The organism is Azospirillum oryzae (genome assembly GCF_900177515.1).
GTDB classification, from domain to species: domain Bacteria; phylum Pseudomonadota; class Alphaproteobacteria; order Azospirillales; family Azospirillaceae; genus Azospirillum; species Azospirillum oryzae_A.
On the sequence record NZ_FXAK01000008.1, the window covers coordinates 11,644 to 31,136 of the forward strand.

Here is a 19,493-nt window from a genome sequence, read left to right on the forward strand (position 1 = left end):
CGGGGGGTATCGCCCCCTCCCCTTACACGAACAGTTCCATCGTCTGCGGCACGTTGCGCGGCGTCTCCCCCGCCAATATGGCGCGGGCGGCGTCGACGGCGGCGATCAGGCCGCTTTCGGTGAAGGGCTTGGGCAGGCAGCCGATGCCGGTCAGCGGGCCGTCCTTCTTCAGCTCGTCGCGGAACGAGGTGATGAACAGGCAGGGTACGCCCAGCTTCGTCAGCCCGCGCGCGGCATCGATGCCGTTGGTGCCCATGCCCAGATGCACGTCGACCAGCGCCAGATCGGGCTTGTCGGCCGCGGCGATCTCCACCGCTTCCGTCGCGGTGATCGCCGGGCCGATGATGCTGTGGCCGACATTCTCCAGATAGAGCTGCTGTTCCAGCGCGATCAGCACCTCGTCCTCGACCAGCAGGATCTTCATCCCCCGATCTCCTCGGCGGAGGTCGCTTCGAGAAGCGGCACCTCGTCCGGCACCGGCAGTTCGATGCGGAAGGTGGTGCCCTGCGCCGTGGTGTCGATGTCGACGCTGGCCCGGATCTGGCCGGCGAGGCTGGAGATCAGGCGCATGCCCAGGCTGCGGCTTTTGCGGATGTCGAAGTTGGACGGCAGCCCGGGACCGCGGTCGGAAACGGTCAGGGCAAGGTCGTCGCCCTCGCGCATGAAGGTTACCGTTACCCGCGCAGGCTCATCGCCGCGATGCTTGACGGCGTTGGTGATCAGCTCGTTCGCGATCAGGCCGAGCGGTGCGGCATGGTCGATCGGCAGATCGATCACGTCCGACCGCACGACGATGTCGCACATGCTCTCGCCGCCCGACGCACGCGCCAGATCCTCGCACAGCTCGTTCAGGTAGGTGCCGAACTCGATGGTCTGGAACTGGTCGGCCTGGTAGAGCCGGTTGTGGACGCGGGCGATCGCCTCGATCCGGCTGCGGGCGTCCTGGAAATGCACCCGCACCCGTTCGTCGGGCAGGCTGAGCGTCTGCAGCGTCAGCAGGCTGGAGACCAACTGCAGGCTGTTCTTGACGCGGTGGTTGACCTCGCGCAGCAGGGTCGATTTCTGGCCGACCAGCTTGCGCAGCGCCGCCTCCATCGACTTGATCTCCGTCACGTCGATGTGCATCAGAACCGTGCCGCCGAAAGGACCGGCCGGCATCGGGGCGGCGAGGCAGCGGAACCAGTGCTGGGAGTTGGTGACGTACTCGGCCGACACCGGCGGGCCGCCCTCGCCCAGCAGCGTGCGCAAGCTCTCCATCACGCCGTCGGCGCGCGGGTCGACGGTCTCCCCCCGGCCGCAATGGTCGAGGTAATCGTCGCCGACGATGCAGCCCTGGCCGAGGAAGCTGGTCTCCGGCCCGGCTTCGGCCCAGGCGCGATTGACCGAAACGATATGGCCGGAGCGGTCGAGCACGGCGATGAAGGCGGGCAGCGCGTCCAGAGTCGCCTTGGTCTGTTCGGCCAGCTGGCGCATGGCGAGCGCGCTGGTCCGCAGTTCCTCCCGGGTGCGGCGGCGTTCGGTGATGTCGCGCAGGATGCCGGTGATGAAGCTGCGCCCTTCCGATTCCCAGCGCGCCATCGACAATTCGAGGTCGATATGGCTGCCGTCGCGGCGCCGGCCGGACAATTCCACCGGCTGGGTGGCGGCGTCCCTGCCGGCGGTGCCCGGTCCGCTGCGCTCAGCCATGGCGATCCAGTCGGGTGCGTCGTCGCCCAGCAGCACGGTGACGCTCTGGCCGATCAACTCGTCCGGGCGGTAGTCGAACTGGCGGGTGGCGGTGCCGTTCATCCACTGCACCATGCCGCGGGTGTCGGTGGTGATGATGGCGTCGGGGGCGGTGTCGACGATGGCGCGGTAACGCGCGTCGCGCTGTTCGCGCAGAACCCGTTCGCGGTTCACCGACGCGGTGACGTCGGTCACCTGGATCAGGCAGCGTGCCTCGCTGCCCGCCACCGGTGAATGGGGGGATTGCGCATTCGACGGCAGCGGCCGGATCACCACATTGTGGACCATCCGCCGCCCGTCGGCCAGGCGCAGCGGGAACAGCATCGGGTTCAGAGTGTGCGACAGCACGCCGGGCGCGCCGGTGGCCAGCGTGTCGCGCACGGCGATATGCAGACGCGATTCGCGCAGGTTCGGCAAGGCGTCGAACAGGTCGTGCCCCAGAATCTCCCTGGCCGTCAGGGTGGAGGCCTGCTCCATCCAGCCGTTCCAGTAGAGGACGCGGCAATGGCGGTCCAGAAGCAGGATGCCGGCATCCAGCGCGCCAAGGACATCGAGCGCCCAGGTGGGTTGTTCAGGCAATCTGGGAGCCATGCGACGATCCGGCGGATGAGGGTTCTTCGGACGCGATGCCTTCGATGAAGGCATGAATCAGCTGCTTCAGCGACTGCAGGGACGATACCCCCATCAGCAGGGCGATGTAACCGCGGATGCTGCGGCTGCGAATAGTGAAATCGATGTAGAGGAACAGCACAAGCTCGTCCGCGCCTCCGGCCTTGTCCGTCAGGATGTTGGCGCCGTCGCCGCGCAGCACCGCGGGCAACGAGATGGTCAGCCGGTCCCTCAGCGCGTTGGCGACCACCACGAGGCAGCCGTTCAGGATGATGTTGCCGATCTCGGCCAGGGCGTCCTGCTCCAGATCGACGATCTCCGCCAGGGTCAGGTCGCCGCCCAGCACCGCGCGGGCCAGCTCCAGGCTGTTGGCCTCTGGAAAGATCAGCATGGCGCGGCCGTCGAAGGAGCCCTGGAACTGCTGCTCCACCGCCACCAGCCCGTGGCGTTCGCGCGCGGTCAGGAAATCCGACGCCTCCTGCCGGCTGACGATGTCCACGGTCGGCACGGACAGCAGGACCTGGTCGTTGACCATGCGGCTGAGATGGGTGGCGGCGCGGCCGACCCCCATGTTCACCAACTCGGTCAGCGCATCGCGCTCCAGGTCGGTCAGTTCCACCATCTCTCGGCGCCTGTTCATTCTTGGTCTCGGCTTCAAAACCGGCGCCGCCGGGCGGTCGCATCACAAATGTGGCCTATCGGTCTCGAAAAAGGCACCCCCGTCAATGTCATATGTTAAGCCGGCGACGCCATAGCCGATATAGCCGCCCCTATTCCCACAATGGTCAGGCCAACAGTTCACCATCCAAAGAACCGCGTTCGGAATGTTCGGCAAGTTGCTGGCGCGTTAGCGCAATGTTGCAGGTGCCTTGAAACGAAATGACCAAGTCCACGTCGAGCGGCGGGACGGATTCCGGGAGCGGGGTCGCCCAACTTAGGACTTGTCCGGTGGGGTATGGTGACTCCACATCAAGGGGTGGCGTCCCTCGCGTTGGGCGCCATGTTAGGAGACGTCGATGACCCCCGAGGAACGCACCCTTCTGTCCGACCTGTTCCGCCGCCTGCGCGAGGTGGAAACGCAGCAGCAATCCCAGCCGCGCGACGCCGAAGCGGAGGACTTCATCCGCCGCGCCGTCCAGGACCAGCCGCTGTCGTCCTATTACATGGCGCAGACGGTGCTGGTGCAGCAGCAGGCGCTGACCGCGGCCCAGACTCGGATCGAGGAGCTGGAGCGGCAACTGCGCGACCGCCCGGCCCAGCCGGCACAATCCGGCGGCAGCTTCCTGTCGAACGCGCTCGGCATCGGCCGCAGCCCGTGGAGCCGCGGCGCCGAGCCTCCCCCTGCCCCGTCCTATTCGCAGCCGGCGCAAGCACAGCCGGTTGCCGGCCGCAGCCCCTGGAGCGCAGCGCCGGGAGCGGCCTATCCCCAGCAGCAATACAGCCCGCCCCCCTTCCCGCAGCAGGGCATGGCCCCGCGCGGCGGCGGGTTCTTCGCCGGGGCGGCGCAGACCGCCGCGGGGGTGGCGGGCGGCATGCTGGCGGCGAGCGCCATCTCCTCCCTGCTGCATCATTCGCCCGGCCCCTTCGGCACGGCGATGGCCCAGCCCCTGGGCGGCGAGACGATCAACGAGACCGTCATCAACAACAACTATTACGGCGACGACCAGGGGCCGCAGGGCGACTCGGCGCCGGATGCGGCGCAGGACGCCTCCTACGACCCCGACCCGCCGCCGGCCGACGATGTGTCCTATGACGATTCGTCCTTCGACGATGGCGGCAGCGGTGGTGGGGACGATTCCTGGATTTAGCGGGGAATCGCGCCGTCACTCCTCGTCACGGTAGCGGCTGGCGATGTCCATGAACTCGTCCTCCAGCGCGGTGAAGGCGGCGACGACGGCGGGGTCGAAGTGGCTGCCGCTGCCTTCGCGGATGATCGTCGCCGCCTTCTCGTGCGGGAAGGGCGGCTTGTAGCAGCGGCGGCTGATCAGCGCGTCATACACGTCGGCGACCGCCATCAGCCGGGCCGACAGCGGGATCGCCTCCCCCGCCAGTCCCTGGGGATAGCCGGTGCCGTCCCAGCGCTCGTGGTGGCCGTGCGCGATCTCCCGAGCGATGCGCAGGAAGGAGCTTTCGCCGGCCAACGCGATCTCCGCCTGCCCTTCGGCGGCGAAGATGGCGTCGTGGCCCAGCGCGGCGTGTGTCTTCATCACATGGAATTCGTCGTCGCTGAGCTTGCCCGGCTTCAGCAGGATCGAATCCGGGATGCCGACCTTGCCGACGTCGTGCAGCGGCGCCGATTTGTAGAGCAGCTCGATGGTTTCCTCGTCCAGCCGGCCGGCGTAGCGCGGATCGCGGCTGAGATGCAGGGCGAGGGCCAGCACATAGTTCTGGGTCCGGCGGATGTGGTTGCCGGTTTCGTTGTCGCGGGTTTCCGCCAGCGAGGCCATGGCGCGGATGGTGGCGTCCTGGGCGCGCAGCAGGTCGCGCGTGCGCTCCGCCACCCGGTCCTCCAGCTGGCGGTTCTGGTCGGCGAGCGCGCGGCGCGCCTCGCGGAGCGCGATGTGGGTGCGGACGCGGGCCAGCACCACCGGCGGCGAGATCGGCTTGGTGATGTAGTCGACGGCCCCGACCTCGAACCCGCGGGTCTCGTCATGGACCTGCCCCATGGCGGTGATGAAGATCACCGGGACTTCGCGGGTGCGGGAGTCCTCCTTCAGTTTCCGGCAGACCTCCACCCCGTCCATGCCCGGCATCATCACGTCCAGCAGGATCAGGTCGGGCAGCAGATCGCCGGCCAGACGGGCGAGCGCCTGCGGCCCGTCCTTCGCCACGATCAGGCCATAGCTGTCGCGCAGCAGGTCGGCCATGACCTTCAGGTTGATCGGCTCGTCGTCGACCACCAGGATGCGCGGCTTCTCGCCGTTCGGCAGGGCAACCGGGTTCGGCAAGCTCATGTCGCGGTCTCTCTCCAGTCACGCAGGCGGTCGCGCAGGTCTGTCAGGGCGGTGGCCGCGTCGTCGAAATCGAAGGCGCCGGCATGGCGGTTCACCCGCTCCGCCAACTGCGCCACCGGGCTGCCGGCCAGCAGGCGGGCAAGCGCATCGGCCAGATCCCCCGCCTCCGGATCGCCGGCGATCAGCAGGCCGCCCAGCCGGTCCGCCAGCGGCAGGGCCGCCCGCAGCATGTCGCGCGGCAGCCCGGCCGCCGAGCATGGCGGCGCAACAGGCGGCCCCGCCGCCGGGACGCTGTCCGCCGCCGGCCGTCCGAGGGTGCCGATCCCCTCCACCACCAGCGCGAGCGCATCGGCCAGCCGGTCGAGCACCCCGTCTTCCAGGACCGGCGGCACCGTCATCGCGCCGGCTTCGATCCGCCCCGCCAGGGCGGACAGGTCCATGGCGCCGACCGTGGCCGCGGTGCCCTTCAGCGTATGGGACAGCCGCAGCACGTCCTTCCAGCGCTCCTCCCGCACCGCGGCGGCCAGGCGTACGGCCTCTCCCTCGTGGGTGGCGGCGAAATCGATCAGGATCCGGCGCAGCAGGGCGAGGTTGCCGTTCACGTTGCGCCGGGCGACGGCGAGGTCGAGCGCCGGCAGGCTGTCGGGCAGCGCCGGGGCGGCCGACACGGCGGCGGCCGGCATCACGGCCGGTCCGGCCGCGGCACCCCCGATCCCGCGCACCGGCTTCAGCCAGCGGGCGAGCGCCGTATACAGCGTGTCCGGATCGATCGGCTTGGAGACATGGTCGTTCATGCCGGAATCGAGGCAGCGTTCGCGGTCGCCGGCCATGGCGTGGGCGGTCATGGCGATGATCGGCAGGCTCGACAGCTCCAGCTCGCGCCGGATCAGCCGCGTCGTCTCATAGCCGTCGAGCCCCGGCATCTGCACGTCCATCAGCACGAGGTCGAACTTCACCTCGCGCAGGCATTGCAGGGCCTCCTCGCCGCTGCCGACCACCGTCGCCTCGATGCCGACCAGTTCCAGAAGGCCGCAGGCGACCTGCTGGTTGACCGGATTGTCCTCCACCAGCAGAACGCTGCGCCCGACCAGCGCCGAAAGCTCGGTCGACTGGGCGGGGTCGTTCACCCGGCGTGCGGTATCGGCCGGCCGGGCCGCGCCGCCCAGCGCCGTCATCACCGAATCGAACATGGCCGACGGCGTCACCGGCTTTTCCAGCACGGCGGCGACCGGCCCGGCGGGGCTTGCCAGTCCGTCCAGCGATCCGTCCAGCGCCTCATCCAGCGCCCCTTGCACCCCGTCGGCGCCATAGGCGGTGGTCATCACCACCGGTGGCTGGGCGCCGGGCAGGGCCCGCAGGCGGCGCAGCGTTTCCACCCCGTCGAGGTCCGGCATGCGCCAGTCCAGCACCACCAGTTCCACCGGCGGCTTCACCCCGGCCTGCCCCTCCTCCAAACGGCGCAGCGCCGACCAGCCGTCGCCGACCGACTCCACGGTCAGACCGAAGCGTTCCAGCATGTCGGTCAGGATGGAGCGCACGGCGTCGCTGTCGTCCACCACCAGTACCCGCCGCTCCATCAGGTCGCGCGGCAGCCGGTCGTCGCCAGTGTCGCCGGCCGCGACGCGGCAGCGGATGGAAAAGCGGAAGATGCTCCCTTCCCCCGGCCGGCTTTCCACCGACACCCCGCCGCCCATCAGTTCCACCAACTGCCGGCAGATCGCCAGCCCAAGCCCGGTGCCGCCGAAACGCCGCGTGGTGGAGCTGTCCGCCTGGGTGAAGGGGCGGAACAGCGCAGCCGCCTGCTCAGCCGACATGCCGATGCCGGTGTCGCAGACCTCCACCTCCAGCCGGTAATCGTCGCCGGTGCCGATGCGCCCGCCCACCGTCACCACCACCTCGCCCCGCTCCGTGAACTTCACGGCGTTGGAGACGAGGTTCAGGATCACCTGACCCAGCCGCAGCGGATCGCCCACCAGCGTGCCCGGCACGCCGCCATGCAGGTCGACGATCAGCTCCAGCCCCTTTTCCCGCACCTTGGGCAGGACGACCGTCGCCACCTCCTGCAGCACGTCGCCGATGTGGAAGGGAATCGCCTCGATCGTCAGCTTCCCGGCCTCGACCTTGGAGAAGTCGAGGATGTCGTTGATGATGCCGAGCAGGCTGCGCGAGGAGGCGTGGATCTTGTCCAGATAGTCGCGCTGGCGCGGCGACAGCTCCGTCTTCATCATCAGATGGCTGAGTCCGATCACCGCGTTCATCGGCGTGCGGATCTCGTGGCTCATGTTGGCCAGGAAGTCGCTCTTCTGGCGGTTGGCGCGGTCGGCCTCCTCCTTGGCGCGGGCCAGTTCGTCCTCGGTCCGCTTGCGGTCGGTCACGTCCTTGTGGATGCCGGTGATGCGGGTGGGCAGACCGTCCGCATCGCGCTCCGTCACCTTGCCGGCCGACAGGATCCAGACCCAGGCGCCCGACTTGTGGCGCATGCGGAACTCGACCTCGTAGACCGGGGCGCGGCCTGCCACATGGTCCTCCAGCGTCGCCAGCACGCGCTCCCGGTCGCCCTCATGCAGCAGCCCCAGCCAGGTGGCGCCGTTGCCCCGCAGTTCGCCGGGGGCGTAGCCGAGCATGCCGAGCCAGCGGTCGGAGAAATAGGCGTGGTCGGTCACCGGGTTCCAGTCCCACAGCCCGGTGTTCGAGGCGTCCAGCGCCACCGTCAGCCGTTCCTCGCTCTCCTGCAGGGCGGTCAGCATGCGCTGGCGTTCGGTGATGTCCTGGAAGACGGTGACGGAACCGACGATTCGGCCGTCCTCGCGCAGCGGCACCGCGGTGATGGCGATGGGGAAGATGGTGCCGTCGCGCCGGACGAAATGGTCGGTTTCGGAACGATGAATCTCGCCGCGGCGGACGGTGTTCAGCACCGCGCAATCCTCGCCTGGGACCGGTCGTCCCTGGCCGTCCTTGTAATGCACGGCGTCATGCAGGGTGATGCCGCGCAGGTCCGCCAGCGACCAGCCCAGCAGCCGCTCCGCTTCCGGATTCAGGAAGGTGCAGAAGCCGTTGCGGTCCAGCGAGAAGACGCCCTCGCCCATGCTGTCGGTGATGCTCTGCAGGAAGCGGCGGCTGTCCTCAAGCTCCGCCTCCATCCGCTTGCGTTCGGTGATGTCGGTGCGGATGGCGATGTACTGGTGCGGCTGGCCGTCGGTGGTCAGCAGCGGGACGATGGTCGCCGCCACCCAATACTCCTCGCCCGCCTTGGTGCGGTTGCAGATCTCGCCGTGCCAGACCTGCCCGTCCATGACGGTGTGCCACATCTCCGCGAAGAAGCCTGAGGGGTGGCGGCCGGAATTGACGATGCGGTGCGACCGGCCCAGCAGTTCCTCGCGGGAATAGCCGCTGATCTGGCAGAACTTGTCGTTGGCGTAGGTGATGATGCCGCGGTGGTCGGTGATGCTGACGATGGCATGCTGGTCGAGCGCGAATTTCTGCTGCTCCAGCGCCCGTTGCGCCGCAGAGCGTTCCTCCACCAGTCCAGCCATCAGCTGGCTCAGCCGTTCCAGGCTGTCGGTTGGCCCGCTGTCGGCGGAATCCGGCAGCTCGGGACGGCCGTCCGCCCGCAGCAGGCTGTTGGCGATGCCGCGCAGCCGGCGGATGGCATGGGCCTGCGCCGCCGCCTCGCGCCGCAGCCGCTCGTTGGTGTCGGCCAGTTCCTCCGAACTCAGCTGCAGGCTGCGCGCCCTGAGCGTCAGGTCGCGGTCGGCCTGTTCGTAGCTTTGGCCGATGCGGGTGAACAGCGCCGGCAGCGAGTCCAGCATCCGCACCGCGTCGGCCGACAGCCCGGGGGTGCCGGCGAGCGCCCTCAGTTCCGCCAGGACGGAATTCGCCGCCTCGGCGGTCGGCAGGCCCAGCACCCGCTTGAACTGGCTTTGCAGCAGGCGGTGCATGCGGTCAGCGTTCCGTCAGCAGGGCAACCGTCATCGTCTGGTTGTGCAGCCGGCAATCGACCAGATCGCGCATCGGTCCGATCTCTCCATAAGAATAGAAGCCGGCCAGCACCGCGCCGGGGCCCATCCGGTCCGCCACCGCCTGCACCTCCTCCTCCACCCGGTCGCCCATCACCAGCTTGCGCCCGACACAGCTGACCAGAAGGGCGAGCCGGTCCGCCTCCGCCCCGCCCCCGGCCTTGCCGGCGGCGGCGGCGGCGGCGATGGCGCCGGCCTGCTCCGCCCCATCGACCAGCCCGTCGGTGCTGGCGTGCATCAGCCGCAGGAAGAAGCCTTCCTCCACGGTGCCGGCCAGAACCAGGCCGCCGGCCGCCTCGTCGATGCCGAGGATGGTGCGGATCAGTCCGACGGAATCATGGTTGCCGTTCAGCAGTTCGAACGGGAACAGCAAGCCCGACGCCGGCAGGTCGCGGGCATAGTCGCCGAGATAGCGCTTGTAGACGTTCAGCGCCGGTTCGCCGTCCAGCTGCAGCAGCAGGTTGCCGACGGCCTTCGTCACTTTGCGCGCCGGCCCGAACGGTTCCCACCCGCCGACGGAGCCGAGGCCGAGATGCAGGTCCCCGACGTAAAGTCCGACCGCCACCGCGCGGCTGTCGGACACGCCGGACGGACCGAGCACCAGCGTTCGGACGAAGGCGCCGCCGTCGCCGGCCAGCCCGCCCGACACCGGAAGGCCCGGCGGCAGGCGCGAGGAAAGCCCGTCGATCAGCGCGCTGCCGTTCACGCCGACGCCGCGGGCGAACAGCAGGACCCCCGACAGGCCGGGACGGGCAACAAGCGCCTCTCCCAGCGCTTCCCCCGCCCGTTGGCTGTCGTCGGCAGAGGCGATGTCCGCTTCGACCGCGACCGCATGGCCGCCACGGTCGAAGCAGATGGCGGTAACGGTGCAGGACCCGTCGAGCACGGCATCGCCGGCGATCTCGCCCGCCGTGCTGCATCCGGCGATCACGGCACCGGGGAATGCCTCAGCCAGCCGGGCGGCGAGGTCCGGCTCGTCGAAGACTTCGACGGAACCGAAGACCAGGACGAGATCGGCCGGCTGTGGAGCCGGCTCCGCCGCCGGAGGTGCGAATGCCGCCTGCCAGACCCGCATGCCTCTCCCCCTTGCCGATGATTTCCGGGGCAGACTATCACGCGGCCGGAGTCGGGAAGAGGCCCTATAACGTTCGGGGGTGGCGGATGGTCATAATGACGCACGCACCTCCTACCCTCGGATGGCCGTAATCCGAAGCGGTTAGAACCGGGAATGGCAGAAAATGAGAGTTCCCCCGTAAGGATCTGTCAACCACACTGCGGTATGGTTGGACTGCCAAGCAGTGCGGATCGGAACCAATCCCCGGGAGTGGGGGAGCGGTCCGCGGCCGGCAGAAACGAACAAAACGGGCAAAAAGCCCGACCTTAAGACATTTGCGGGGGAGCAGGACGCATTATGACGATGGACGTTCGCGACGACACCATGATGCCGGACCGCCAGGACGGCACTCCACGCGGCAGACGGATGGGCGTACGGGGCAAGCTTCTGCTCGCCTTTGCCGGTATGGCCGGCATGACGGTCGCCGCCAGTATCGTGGGGCTGACGTCCTTTTCGGCGGTGGAACGACCGCTGACGCAGATCGTCGGCACCGGCCTGCCGGAGATGGAACTGGCGAAGCGCCTGTCCGGCGAGAGCAGCGGCATCGCCGCCGCCGCCCCGGTGCTGGCCGCCGCGGAAAGCCAGAGCGAACGCGAGCGCGTCTATGGCGAGATCATGGGCAACGGCAAGACGCTGGGCGCCCTGGTGGAGGAGTTGGCCTCCCATCGGTCCGGCGACCCGCGGATTGGCGAGTTGCGCAGCAAGACCGAAGGGCTGATCGCCACGCTGGAGCACGGCAACGCCGCGGCCAACCAGCGCCTGTCCGTCCGCGGCACGCGCGAGGCGATGGCCATCGATCTGGCGAAATCCTACGACGCCTTCCTTGCAAACCTCGCCCCGCTGACCGAGCGGGCCGGCGCCACCCTGCGCAGCAAGGGCGAGACCCTGGACAGCAGCACCGAGCGCGACATGAACGCGCTGGGCGACGCCGTCCGCTCCCTGATCACCATGTATGAGGTGCGCGGCGACCTGGGCGTGGCGTCGGAGTCCCTGACCCGCGCCGGGAGCGCGGAGACCGCCTTCGCCGTCACCCAGCACCAGCAGAGCTATCTGGAATCGGCCGCCCGCATCGTCAGCGCCACCGCGCAGATCGGCAGCCGCCTGAGCAAGGACGCCTCCGACGGGCTGGACGCTTTCTTCCTGCTGGGCGACGGCGACACCGGCGTCTTCGATATGCGCCGCAAGCTTCTGGAGTTGCCGGTCGGCAGCGCCGAGCGCGACGCCTTGCGTCAGAAGATCGGGACGGTCCTGGCCGACGCCGCAAAGCGGCAAGCTTCCCTGCTGGAGCAGATGGAATCGCCGCTGATGCGGCTTAAGGCGGAGATCAAACTGTCGAGCGTCAACGTCCGCTCACAGACCCGCGACTCCATGCAGGATCTGCTGGGAGAGGGGCTGGCCCGCTTCCGCAGCTATCTTGAACTGTCGACCTACGCCGCCGCCACCGTCGGCGCGCTGAACGAGGCGACGCAGGCACCCAATGCCGAACGGCTGACGATGCTGGAAACCCGCTTCACCACCGCCGCCAAGGCGATGGAGGAGCGGCTGAAGGCGCTCCAGACCAGCGGCGACGACGGGCTGCCGAAGCTGGTCAAGAGCGCCGAGGTCCTGGCCGGCTTCGGCAAGGGCGACAACAGCCTGTTCAAGCTGCGCCGCTCCGAACTCGCCGCCGCTGAGGAGAACGAGAAGGTCCTGGCGGAGAACCGCCAGATCGCCCGGCAGTTCGCCGGCATGGTCGACGACCAGATCTCCGCAATGAAGCAGGAGGCGGACACCGCCGCCGCCGGGGCGACCGACGCGCTGTCGGCCGGCCGCAAGATGCTGATCCTGTTCGCGGTCGCCAGCCTGATCGGTGCCGCCGCGCTGGCGTGGTTCGTCGTCGGCCGCAATATCGTCGCGCGCATCAGCCAACTGTCCGACGCCATGCGGGCGATCGCCGCCGGCAACCTGAACGCGCCGATTCCCAACGCCGGTTCCGACGAGATCGGCGACATGACCCGCGCCCTGATGGTCTTCCGCGACACGGCCAACGAAGCAAGCGCGGCCAACGCCCGCGCCGAAGCCGAACGCAGCCGTGCCGCCGGCGAGCGCCGCCGCGCCATGGTCGAGATGGCGGAGAATTTCGAGAGCAGCGTGCGCGGCGTGCTCGATCGCGTCGCCCGCGCCGCCGGCGAAATGCAGGACATGGCCCAGCGCATGACCCGCAACGCCGAGGCCACCACCGGAGAGGCGGCCACCGCGGCCAGCACCTCGCAGCAGGCCGAAGGCAGCGTCAAGGCAGTGGCCGCGGCGACGGAGGAACTGTCCGCCTCGATCCAGGAGATCGGCAGCCAGGTCCACGCCTCCAGCCAGATCGCCCGCAAGGCGGCGACCGAGGCCGAACGCACCGACCGCACGGTGGAGGGCCTGTCGCAGTCCGCCAACAAGATCGGCGAGGTGGTGCAGCTCATCAACGACATCGCCAGCCAGACCAACCTGCTGGCGCTGAACGCCACCATCGAGGCGGCACGCGCCGGTGAAGCCGGCAAGGGCTTCGCCGTGGTGGCGAGCGAAGTCAAGAGCTTGGCCAACCAGACCGGCAAGGCGACGGAGGAGATCTCCAGCCAGATCCAGGCGATGCAGTCGGTGACTCAGGAGGCGGTGGACGCCATCCGCTCCATCGCCGGCACCATCCGCGAGATCAACGAGATCGCCGCCACCGTCGCCGCCGCGGTCGAGCAGCAGAGTGCCGCCACCCGCGAGATCGCCCGCAATGTGGGCGAGGCGGCCGACGGCACCCAGCATGTCCGCCGCAACATCGACTCCGTCGCCCGCGCCGCCGCGGAGTCCGGCGAATCCGCCACCCGCGTGCTGACCGCCTCCTCCACCGTCGCCGACGAGGTACGGTCGCTGGGGTCACAGGTCGACAGTCTGGTCAACCACATGCGGGCCGGCTGACCGGTCTGCGGAAGCAAAAGTTCAAAAAAGAAAGCCCCTCCTCCTTCACCGGAGAGGGGCTTTTCTTATGGCAAGGCGGTCGCCCGGCGGTCGGGTCGCTCAGCGGCGACGCGGCTCCACCGTGATCGGCCGCCAGATCACCGCGGCGCCGGCACCGGCACCGCAGGCGCCGCCACAGAATTCCTCATGTGTGTCGGTGGCGCCGCCTTGCGCACTGGGGGACGTGCCGGTGGTCGCCCGCGCCTGTTGCTGCTGGGCCATCTGCTGCTGTTGCGACTGAGTGGTCATACCATTTCTCCTCTCGGGGAGGCATGAGGTATCAAAATACTCGGAGGCGATCAACTGGGATTTTCGGCCGAGATATGGTGATTTATTTAGGGCAAAGCCTCAGTAACCGACATTTGTTTTGCGATGCCGAAGAGTTGATCGTGCATCGCACAAGAAAATGGCAAGGCGGACCAAGTCCTTCGTCTGCAAACAAAATGCGCCCTTCCCCGCGATGGAGGAAGGGCGCATTTGTGGGCAACGGTGCGGCGGAAAGCCGCGTGGTGGTGCGGTGCGGCAGGCCGGTCAGCCGCTGTTGCGCAGGCCGGCGGCGATACCGTTGATGGTCAGATGGATGCCACGGGCGATCTGCTCGCCGCTGTCGCTGGTGCGGTGGCGCTTCAGCAGTTCGACCTGGACATGGTTCAGCGGGTCCAGATAGGGGAAGCGGTTGCGGATCGACCGCGCCAGCAGCGGGTTGTTCTCCAGCAGGGCCGTCTGCTCGGTGATCGCCAGCAGCGCGTCGATGCTGTCCTGCCACTCCGCCCGGATGCGGGAGAAGATGGCGTCGCGCAGCGCCGGATCCGACACCAGACCGGCATAGCGCGACGCGATGGCGATGTTCGACTTGGACAGCACCATGTCCATGTTGGACAGCAGCGTGCTGAAGAATCCCCAGTCGCGGTGCATGGCGCGCAGCCGCTCCATCCCGTCGGGATGCTGGGCCAGATAGGCCTTCACCGCCGAGCCGAAGCCATACCAGCCCGGCAGCATCAGGCGGCATTGCGCCCAGCTGAACACCCAGGGAATGGCGCGCAGATCCTCGATGCTGGTCGATTTCTTGCGCGACGCCGGGCGGCTGCCGATGTTGAGGTTGGCGATCTCGCCGATCACCGTCGACTCCCAGAAATACTTCTCGAAGCCTTCGGTGTCGTAAACCAGCCCGCGATAGGCCTTGAAGGCATGCTCCGACAGCTCTTCCATGGTCTGGAGGAACAGGTCGGTGCAGGGGGCGGCCGATTCCGGGTGCAGCAGCGTGGCTTCCAGCGTCGCCGCGGCCAGGGTTTCCAGGTTGCGGCGGCCGACCTCGGGGTTCGAATATTTGCCGGCGATGACCTCGCCCTGTTCGGTGATGCGGATGGCGCCCTGCACGGCGCCGGCCGGCTGGGCCAGGATCGCCTGATAGCTGGGACCGCCGCCGCGGCCGACCGATCCGCCGCGGCCGTGGAACAGCCGCAGCCGCACGCCATGCTTGGCGAACACCTCGACCAGCGCGATCTCGGCCTTGTACAGCTCCCAGCCGGAGGTGAGGAACCCGCCGTCCTTGTTGCTGTCCGAATAGCCGAGCATCACCTCCTGCAGGTTGCCGCGGCTTTCCAGGAAGCGCCGGTAGGTCGGGATCGACAGCAGCCGGTCCATGGTGGCCGCGCAGTTGCGCAGGTCGCCGATGGTCTCGAACAGCGGCGCGATGTTCAGGTCCAGCGCCTTTTCCTTCGGCCGCAGCAGCCCGGCTTCCTTCAGCAGGACGGCGACCTCCAGGATGTCCGACACACCGTCGGTCTTGGAGATGACGCAGTTGACCACCGCGTCCGACCCGAAACGGGCACGGGCATCGGCGGCGGTGCGCAGGATGTCCAGTTCGGAGTTGGCTTCCTCCGAATAATCGGCGTAGCGCGAGGCCAGCGGGCGGTTGGTTTCCAGCTCCCGCACCAGCAGCTCGATCCGCTCGTCCTCCGACAGCGCCTTGTAATCGACATCGGCGTCGGCGAAGGACAGCAGCTCCGCCACCGTGCGCTCATGCACGTCGGAGTTCTGCCGCAGGTCGATGCTGGCGAGATGGAAACCGAACAGGTTGACGGCGCGGCGCAAATGGCGCAACCGGCCCTTGGCCAGGGCGGCCGAACCGTTGACGGTCAACGAACGGTCGATGATGTCGAGGTCGGCGCCGAACTCCGCCGGGGTCAGATAGGGCGGCGCGTCGCCCACGGCGTGGCGCGGCGCCTCCAGCCCGTCCAGCGTCCGCAGCGTCGCGGCGACCCGCGCATAGATGCCGGAAATGGCGCGACGGTACGGTTCCAGCTTGCGGTGCGGCGAGGGATCGGGCGAGCGTTCGGCCAGCTGGCGCAGCGGCTCCGACACGTCGATGACGCGGGTGCTCAGCGACAGCTCCGACCCCAGCGTGTGCAGTTCGTCCAGATAGAACTGCAGGGCGCGGGTGCTCTGCATCCGCATCGCCTGCCGCAGGACCGGCGCGGTGACGAAGGGGTTGCCGTCGCGATCGCCGCCGATCCAGCTGCCCATGCGCAGGAAGGACGGCAGCTCCGTCGTTGCCCAGGACGGGTCGGTCTTGCGCAGATGGTCTTCGAGCTGAGCGTAAAAGCGCGGCATCTCGCGCAGGAAGGTATAGTCGTAGAAGGTCAGGCCGTTCGCCACCTCGTCCGTCACCGCCAGCTTGGTGGCGCGCAGGATCGCGGTCTGCCACAGCGTCAGCACGGCGCGCTGCAGCGATTCGAGGTTGGTCTCTTCCTCCTCCGGCGTCATCGGGCCGTGGTCGCGCTCCGCCAGCAGCTTGGCGACCGCCATCTGCACGGTCAGGATGCTCTTGCGCTGCACCTCGGTCGGGTGGGCGGTCAGCACCGGGCTGACCAGCGCGCCGTCGAAGAACTCCTTCAGCTGCTGGGTGGTGACGCCGGCCTTCGCCGCCTCGTCCAGCGCATGGGCCATGGTGCCTTCGCGCGGGGCCGACCCGGCGAGCGCATGGGCGCGGGTGCGGCGGATGTGGTGCTGGTCCTCGGCGATGTTGGCGAGGTGCGAGAAGAAGCTGTAGGCCCGCACCACCCGCGCCGTCTGCGGCGGCGACAGGCTGTTCAGGATCGCCTCCAGCTCCTTGCGGGCGCCCTGGTCCTCTTCGCGGTGGAAGCGAATGGAGGTCTGGCGGATCCGCTCGACGATGTCGAACACCGCCTCCCCCTCCTGGCTGCGGACGGTGTCGCCCAGAATGCGCCCCAGCAGGCGGATGTCTTCGCGGAGCGGCTGGTCCTTCGTCTCGGAACTTTCCTGCAGCAGGATGGCGGACATGGGCGACGGTTTCCTGGTCGAGGATGGACGGATACGGGTCGATGCGCGAACCGGGATGGTCAAAATCCGGGCAGGGAATCTCCATGCACGCGAAGTGGTCAGACCATCGGCGACAGCATGCCCATTCTGTCAGAAGTTTCAACCGTCCGTGTGCTGGTGCGAAATGATTTCCATAATTCGCAGCGCTGAGAAATGCGACGTCGCATAACGCTTCGGGAAGGCTCGGGGCTTGCTTCCCAACTAGTATGGTAGTATCCTTGAATTGTTGTGGACGCCAGCCGATGGTCCGTCGACCGGATCGGGTGGGCTTAGGGGTGGGAAAGCGATGCTGAGCAAGATCGACGTGGACTCCGGCGAACCGATCGCGCGGCGCGTGTACCGGGTGCTCCGCCAAGCCATCGTGACGATGCAGTTCCGCCCGGGCCAAGCCCTGTCCGAGCAGGAGATCGCCGACCAGCTCGGCGTCAGCCGCCAGCCGGTGCGCGAGGCTTTCATCAAGCTGAGCGAGTCGGGGCTGCTGACCATCCGGCCGCAGCGTGGGACCTTCGTCGTCAAGATCTCGGTCAAACAGGTGCTCGACGCCCGTTTCGTCCGCGAGGCGGTGGAGACCGCCGTGGTGCGCAAGGCCTGCGAGACCATCACGCCGGCCGGCATCGCCGAACTGCGCGACAACCTGAAGGCCCAGTGGGACATCGCCGACGAAGCGGTTCCGGTGCGCTTCCTGGAACTGGACGAGGCCTTCCATCGCACCATCGCCATCGGGGCGGAGTGCGACTATGCATGGCGCATCGTCGAGGAGACGAAGGCCCAGATGGACCGCGTCCGCTACCTCAGCGTTCCCTACGCCACGCCGATCCGCCGGCTGATCTCGCAGCATCAGGCGGTGGTCGAGGCCATCGTCGCCCGCGATCCCGTGAAGGCGGAGGCGGCGATGGGGCTGCACCTGCGCGAGATCCTGACCTCCCTGCCCGAACTGGAAGGCAAGTTCCCCGACCTGTTCACCCTGGACGACGCCGCACCTCCGCCGCCCCAGAAGGCGACCTCCCGTAATTCGGGCCGTGCAAGGGTTGCCGGAGCACGCTGACCGGCACAGCTTTCAGGGGGGCAATGGCGGGCGGGCCTGCATTGTTCGCATACCCGCATCGTCCGGCTAGGGAACAATCAGGATTGCCCCCGCCCGGCTCTCTTGACATACTACCATACAAGAATGTGAGCCTGAGGCTCGCCAGGAAGGAAACCGCTCCCATGCAAACGCCCGCACCCTCCCCGACTCCTTCCGGCGCCCGGTCGCGGCGCCTCGGCGCCGCCACCCTGTCCACCCTGCCGACGGAGGTGGCGCGGCCCGGTTACGACCGCAGGGATCTGGAGATCGGCATCGTCCATCTCGGCGTCGGCGCCTTCCAGCGCGCCCATCAGGCGGCCTACACCGACGCCCTGCTGGAGACGCAGTTCGGGGCATGGGGCATCGCCGGGGTCAGCCTGCGCAGCCCCGACACCCGCGACGCGCTGGAACCGCAGGATGGGCTTTACACCGTTGCCGTGCGCGACGCGGAGGGGGAGCGGCTGCGGGTGATCGGCTGCCTGCTGGAACTGCTGGTGGCGCATGAGGATCCGGAAGCGGTGCTGGAGCGGATGTGCCGTCCGTCGGTGCGCATCGTCACCCTGACGGTGACGGAGAAGGGCTATTGCCACGACCCGGCGACCGGCGCGCTGAACGAGGACCATCCCGACATCCGCCACGACCTGGACAACCCCGCCAAGCCGCGCACGGCCATCGGCTTCCTGGCCGAGGCGCTGGCTCGTCGCCGCGCCGCCGGGCTGCCACCCTTCACCGTGCTGAGCTGCGACAACCTGCCGAGCAACGGCGACACCGTCGCCCGCATCCTGCGCCGCTTCGCCGAACTGCGCGATGCCGGTTTCGGCACCTGGGTGGCGGAGGCGGTCGCCTGCCCGAACAGCATGGTCGACCGCATCGTTCCCGCCACCACCGAGGCTGACCGCGCCCGCGTGTCGCAGTCGCTGGGCGTGCAGGATGCCTGGCCGGTGGTGACGGAGCCCTTCACCCAGTGGGTGGTCGAGGACCGCTTCCCCGCCGGCCGCCCGGCCTGGGAGACGGTCGGGGTGGAACTGGTCGCCGACGTCCATCCCTATGAGACGATGAAGCTGCGCCTGCTTAACGGCAGCCACTCCACCATCGCTTATCTCGGCTATCTGGCGGGTTACGAGACGGTGTCGGACACCATGGCCGATCCCGCCTTCGCCACGCTGGTCCGCAACCTGATGGACCAGGAGACCGGGCCGACGCTGCACATGCCGCCCGGTGCCGACATGGAGCAGTACAAGGACGCGCTGATCGAGCGTTTCCGCAATCCGGCGCTGCGCCACCGCACCTGGCAGATCGCCATGGACGGCACGCAGAAGCTGCCGCAGCGCCTGCTGAACCCGATCCGCGACCGGCTGGGCGCCGGCCTCCCCATCGACCGGCTGGCGCTCGCCGTCGCCGCCTGGATGCGCTACGTCGCCGGCACCGACGAGGCCGGCAAGCCCATCGACGTGCGCGACCCGCTGGCCTCCCGGCTGGCCGAGATTGCCGCCGCGAATGCCCGCAACCCCGACCGGCTGGCCGAGGCGCTGTTCGGCCTGACCGCGGTGTTCGGCGAGGATCTGCCGCGCGACCCGCGCTTCACCGGGCCGGTCACCGCCGCGCTCAAGCACCTGTTCGCCGAGGGCGCCCGCGCCGTGGTCGCCGCCACCGCCTGAGTCTCTGCTTCACAGCATCATCTTCTTTAGGGAGTGTTC

The 19,493-nt window shown here is 68.5% G+C and carries 12 protein-coding genes; 4 read left to right on the forward strand and 8 right to left on the reverse strand.

What is annotated here, in order from left to right; all coding sequences use genetic code 11:
- Positions 1-22 precede the first annotated feature (22 nt).
- Genes B9N97_RS26180 through B9N97_RS26190 form a run of 3 tightly spaced genes read right to left on the reverse strand, consistent with a single transcriptional unit; the run spans position 23 to position 2,974 of the window.
- Positions 23-424 (reverse strand): response regulator, encoded by a 402-nt coding sequence (locus B9N97_RS26180; protein ID WP_085090780.1) that lies wholly within the window; start codon positions 422-424, stop codon positions 23-25.
- Positions 421-2,316, reverse strand: coding sequence for a sensor histidine kinase (locus B9N97_RS26185; RefSeq protein ID WP_085090781.1), 1,896 nt, complete (start codon positions 2,314-2,316; stop codon positions 421-423). Before B9N97_RS26185 ends, B9N97_RS26180 begins: the two co-directional genes overlap by 4 nt.
- Complete coding sequence (locus B9N97_RS26190; RefSeq protein ID WP_244560933.1) at positions 2,297-2,974, reverse strand: chemotaxis protein CheX; 678 nt, start codon at positions 2,972-2,974, stop codon at positions 2,297-2,299. The genes B9N97_RS26185 and B9N97_RS26190 overlap by 20 nt, the downstream gene beginning before the upstream one ends.
- Before the next feature lie 376 nt (positions 2,975-3,350).
- Between B9N97_RS26190 and B9N97_RS26195 the strand changes: the two genes are divergently transcribed.
- On the forward strand, positions 3,351-4,142 hold the full coding sequence (locus B9N97_RS26195) for a DUF2076 domain-containing protein (protein ID WP_085090783.1): 792 nt from the start codon (positions 3,351-3,353) through the stop codon (positions 4,140-4,142).
- A gap of 15 nt (positions 4,143-4,157) precedes the next feature.
- On the opposite strand, the gene B9N97_RS26200 is transcribed toward B9N97_RS26195, so the two are convergent.
- Genes B9N97_RS26200 through B9N97_RS26210 form a run of 3 tightly spaced genes read right to left on the reverse strand, consistent with a single transcriptional unit; the run spans position 4,158 to position 10,379 of the window.
- On the reverse strand, positions 4,158-5,288 hold the full coding sequence (locus tag B9N97_RS26200) for an HD-GYP domain-containing protein (protein WP_085090784.1): 1,131 nt from the start codon (positions 5,286-5,288) through the stop codon (positions 4,158-4,160).
- Entirely contained in the window at positions 5,285-9,226 is a 3,942-nt protein-coding gene (locus B9N97_RS26205; RefSeq protein WP_085090785.1) for a PAS domain S-box protein, read from the reverse strand. The genes B9N97_RS26200 and B9N97_RS26205 overlap by 4 nt, the downstream gene beginning before the upstream one ends.
- A 4-nt stretch (positions 9,227-9,230) precedes the next feature.
- Entirely contained in the window at positions 9,231-10,379 is a 1,149-nt protein-coding gene (locus tag B9N97_RS26210) for an FIST signal transduction protein (protein WP_085090786.1), read from the reverse strand.
- Positions 10,380-10,715: 336 nt separating this feature from the next.
- Between B9N97_RS26210 and B9N97_RS26215 the strand changes: the two genes are divergently transcribed.
- Positions 10,716-13,352, forward strand: coding sequence for a methyl-accepting chemotaxis protein (locus B9N97_RS26215; RefSeq protein ID WP_085090787.1), 2,637 nt, complete (start codon positions 10,716-10,718; stop codon positions 13,350-13,352).
- Positions 13,353-13,451: 99 nt separating this feature from the next.
- On the opposite strand, the gene B9N97_RS26220 is transcribed toward B9N97_RS26215, so the two are convergent.
- Both B9N97_RS26220 and ppc read right to left on the reverse strand, forming a co-directional pair.
- Entirely contained in the window at positions 13,452-13,640 is a 189-nt protein-coding gene (locus tag B9N97_RS26220) for a hypothetical protein (protein ID WP_085090788.1), read from the reverse strand.
- 282 nt (positions 13,641-13,922) lie between these two features.
- Positions 13,923-16,694: a phosphoenolpyruvate carboxylase gene (ppc, locus tag B9N97_RS26225; RefSeq protein WP_085090789.1), complete on the reverse strand. Its 2,772-nt coding sequence runs from the start codon at positions 16,692-16,694 to the stop codon at positions 13,923-13,925.
- Positions 16,695-17,019: 325 nt separating this feature from the next.
- Between ppc and B9N97_RS26230 the strand changes: the two genes are divergently transcribed.
- Both B9N97_RS26230 and B9N97_RS26235 read left to right on the forward strand, forming a co-directional pair.
- Positions 17,020-17,778 (forward strand): GntR family transcriptional regulator, encoded by a 759-nt coding sequence (locus B9N97_RS26230; RefSeq protein ID WP_085090790.1) that lies wholly within the window; start codon positions 17,020-17,022, stop codon positions 17,776-17,778.
- A gap of 161 nt (positions 17,779-17,939) precedes the next feature.
- Entirely contained in the window at positions 17,940-19,454 is a 1,515-nt protein-coding gene (locus B9N97_RS26235; RefSeq protein WP_085090791.1) for a mannitol dehydrogenase family protein, read from the forward strand.
- Positions 19,455-19,493 lie beyond the last annotated feature (39 nt).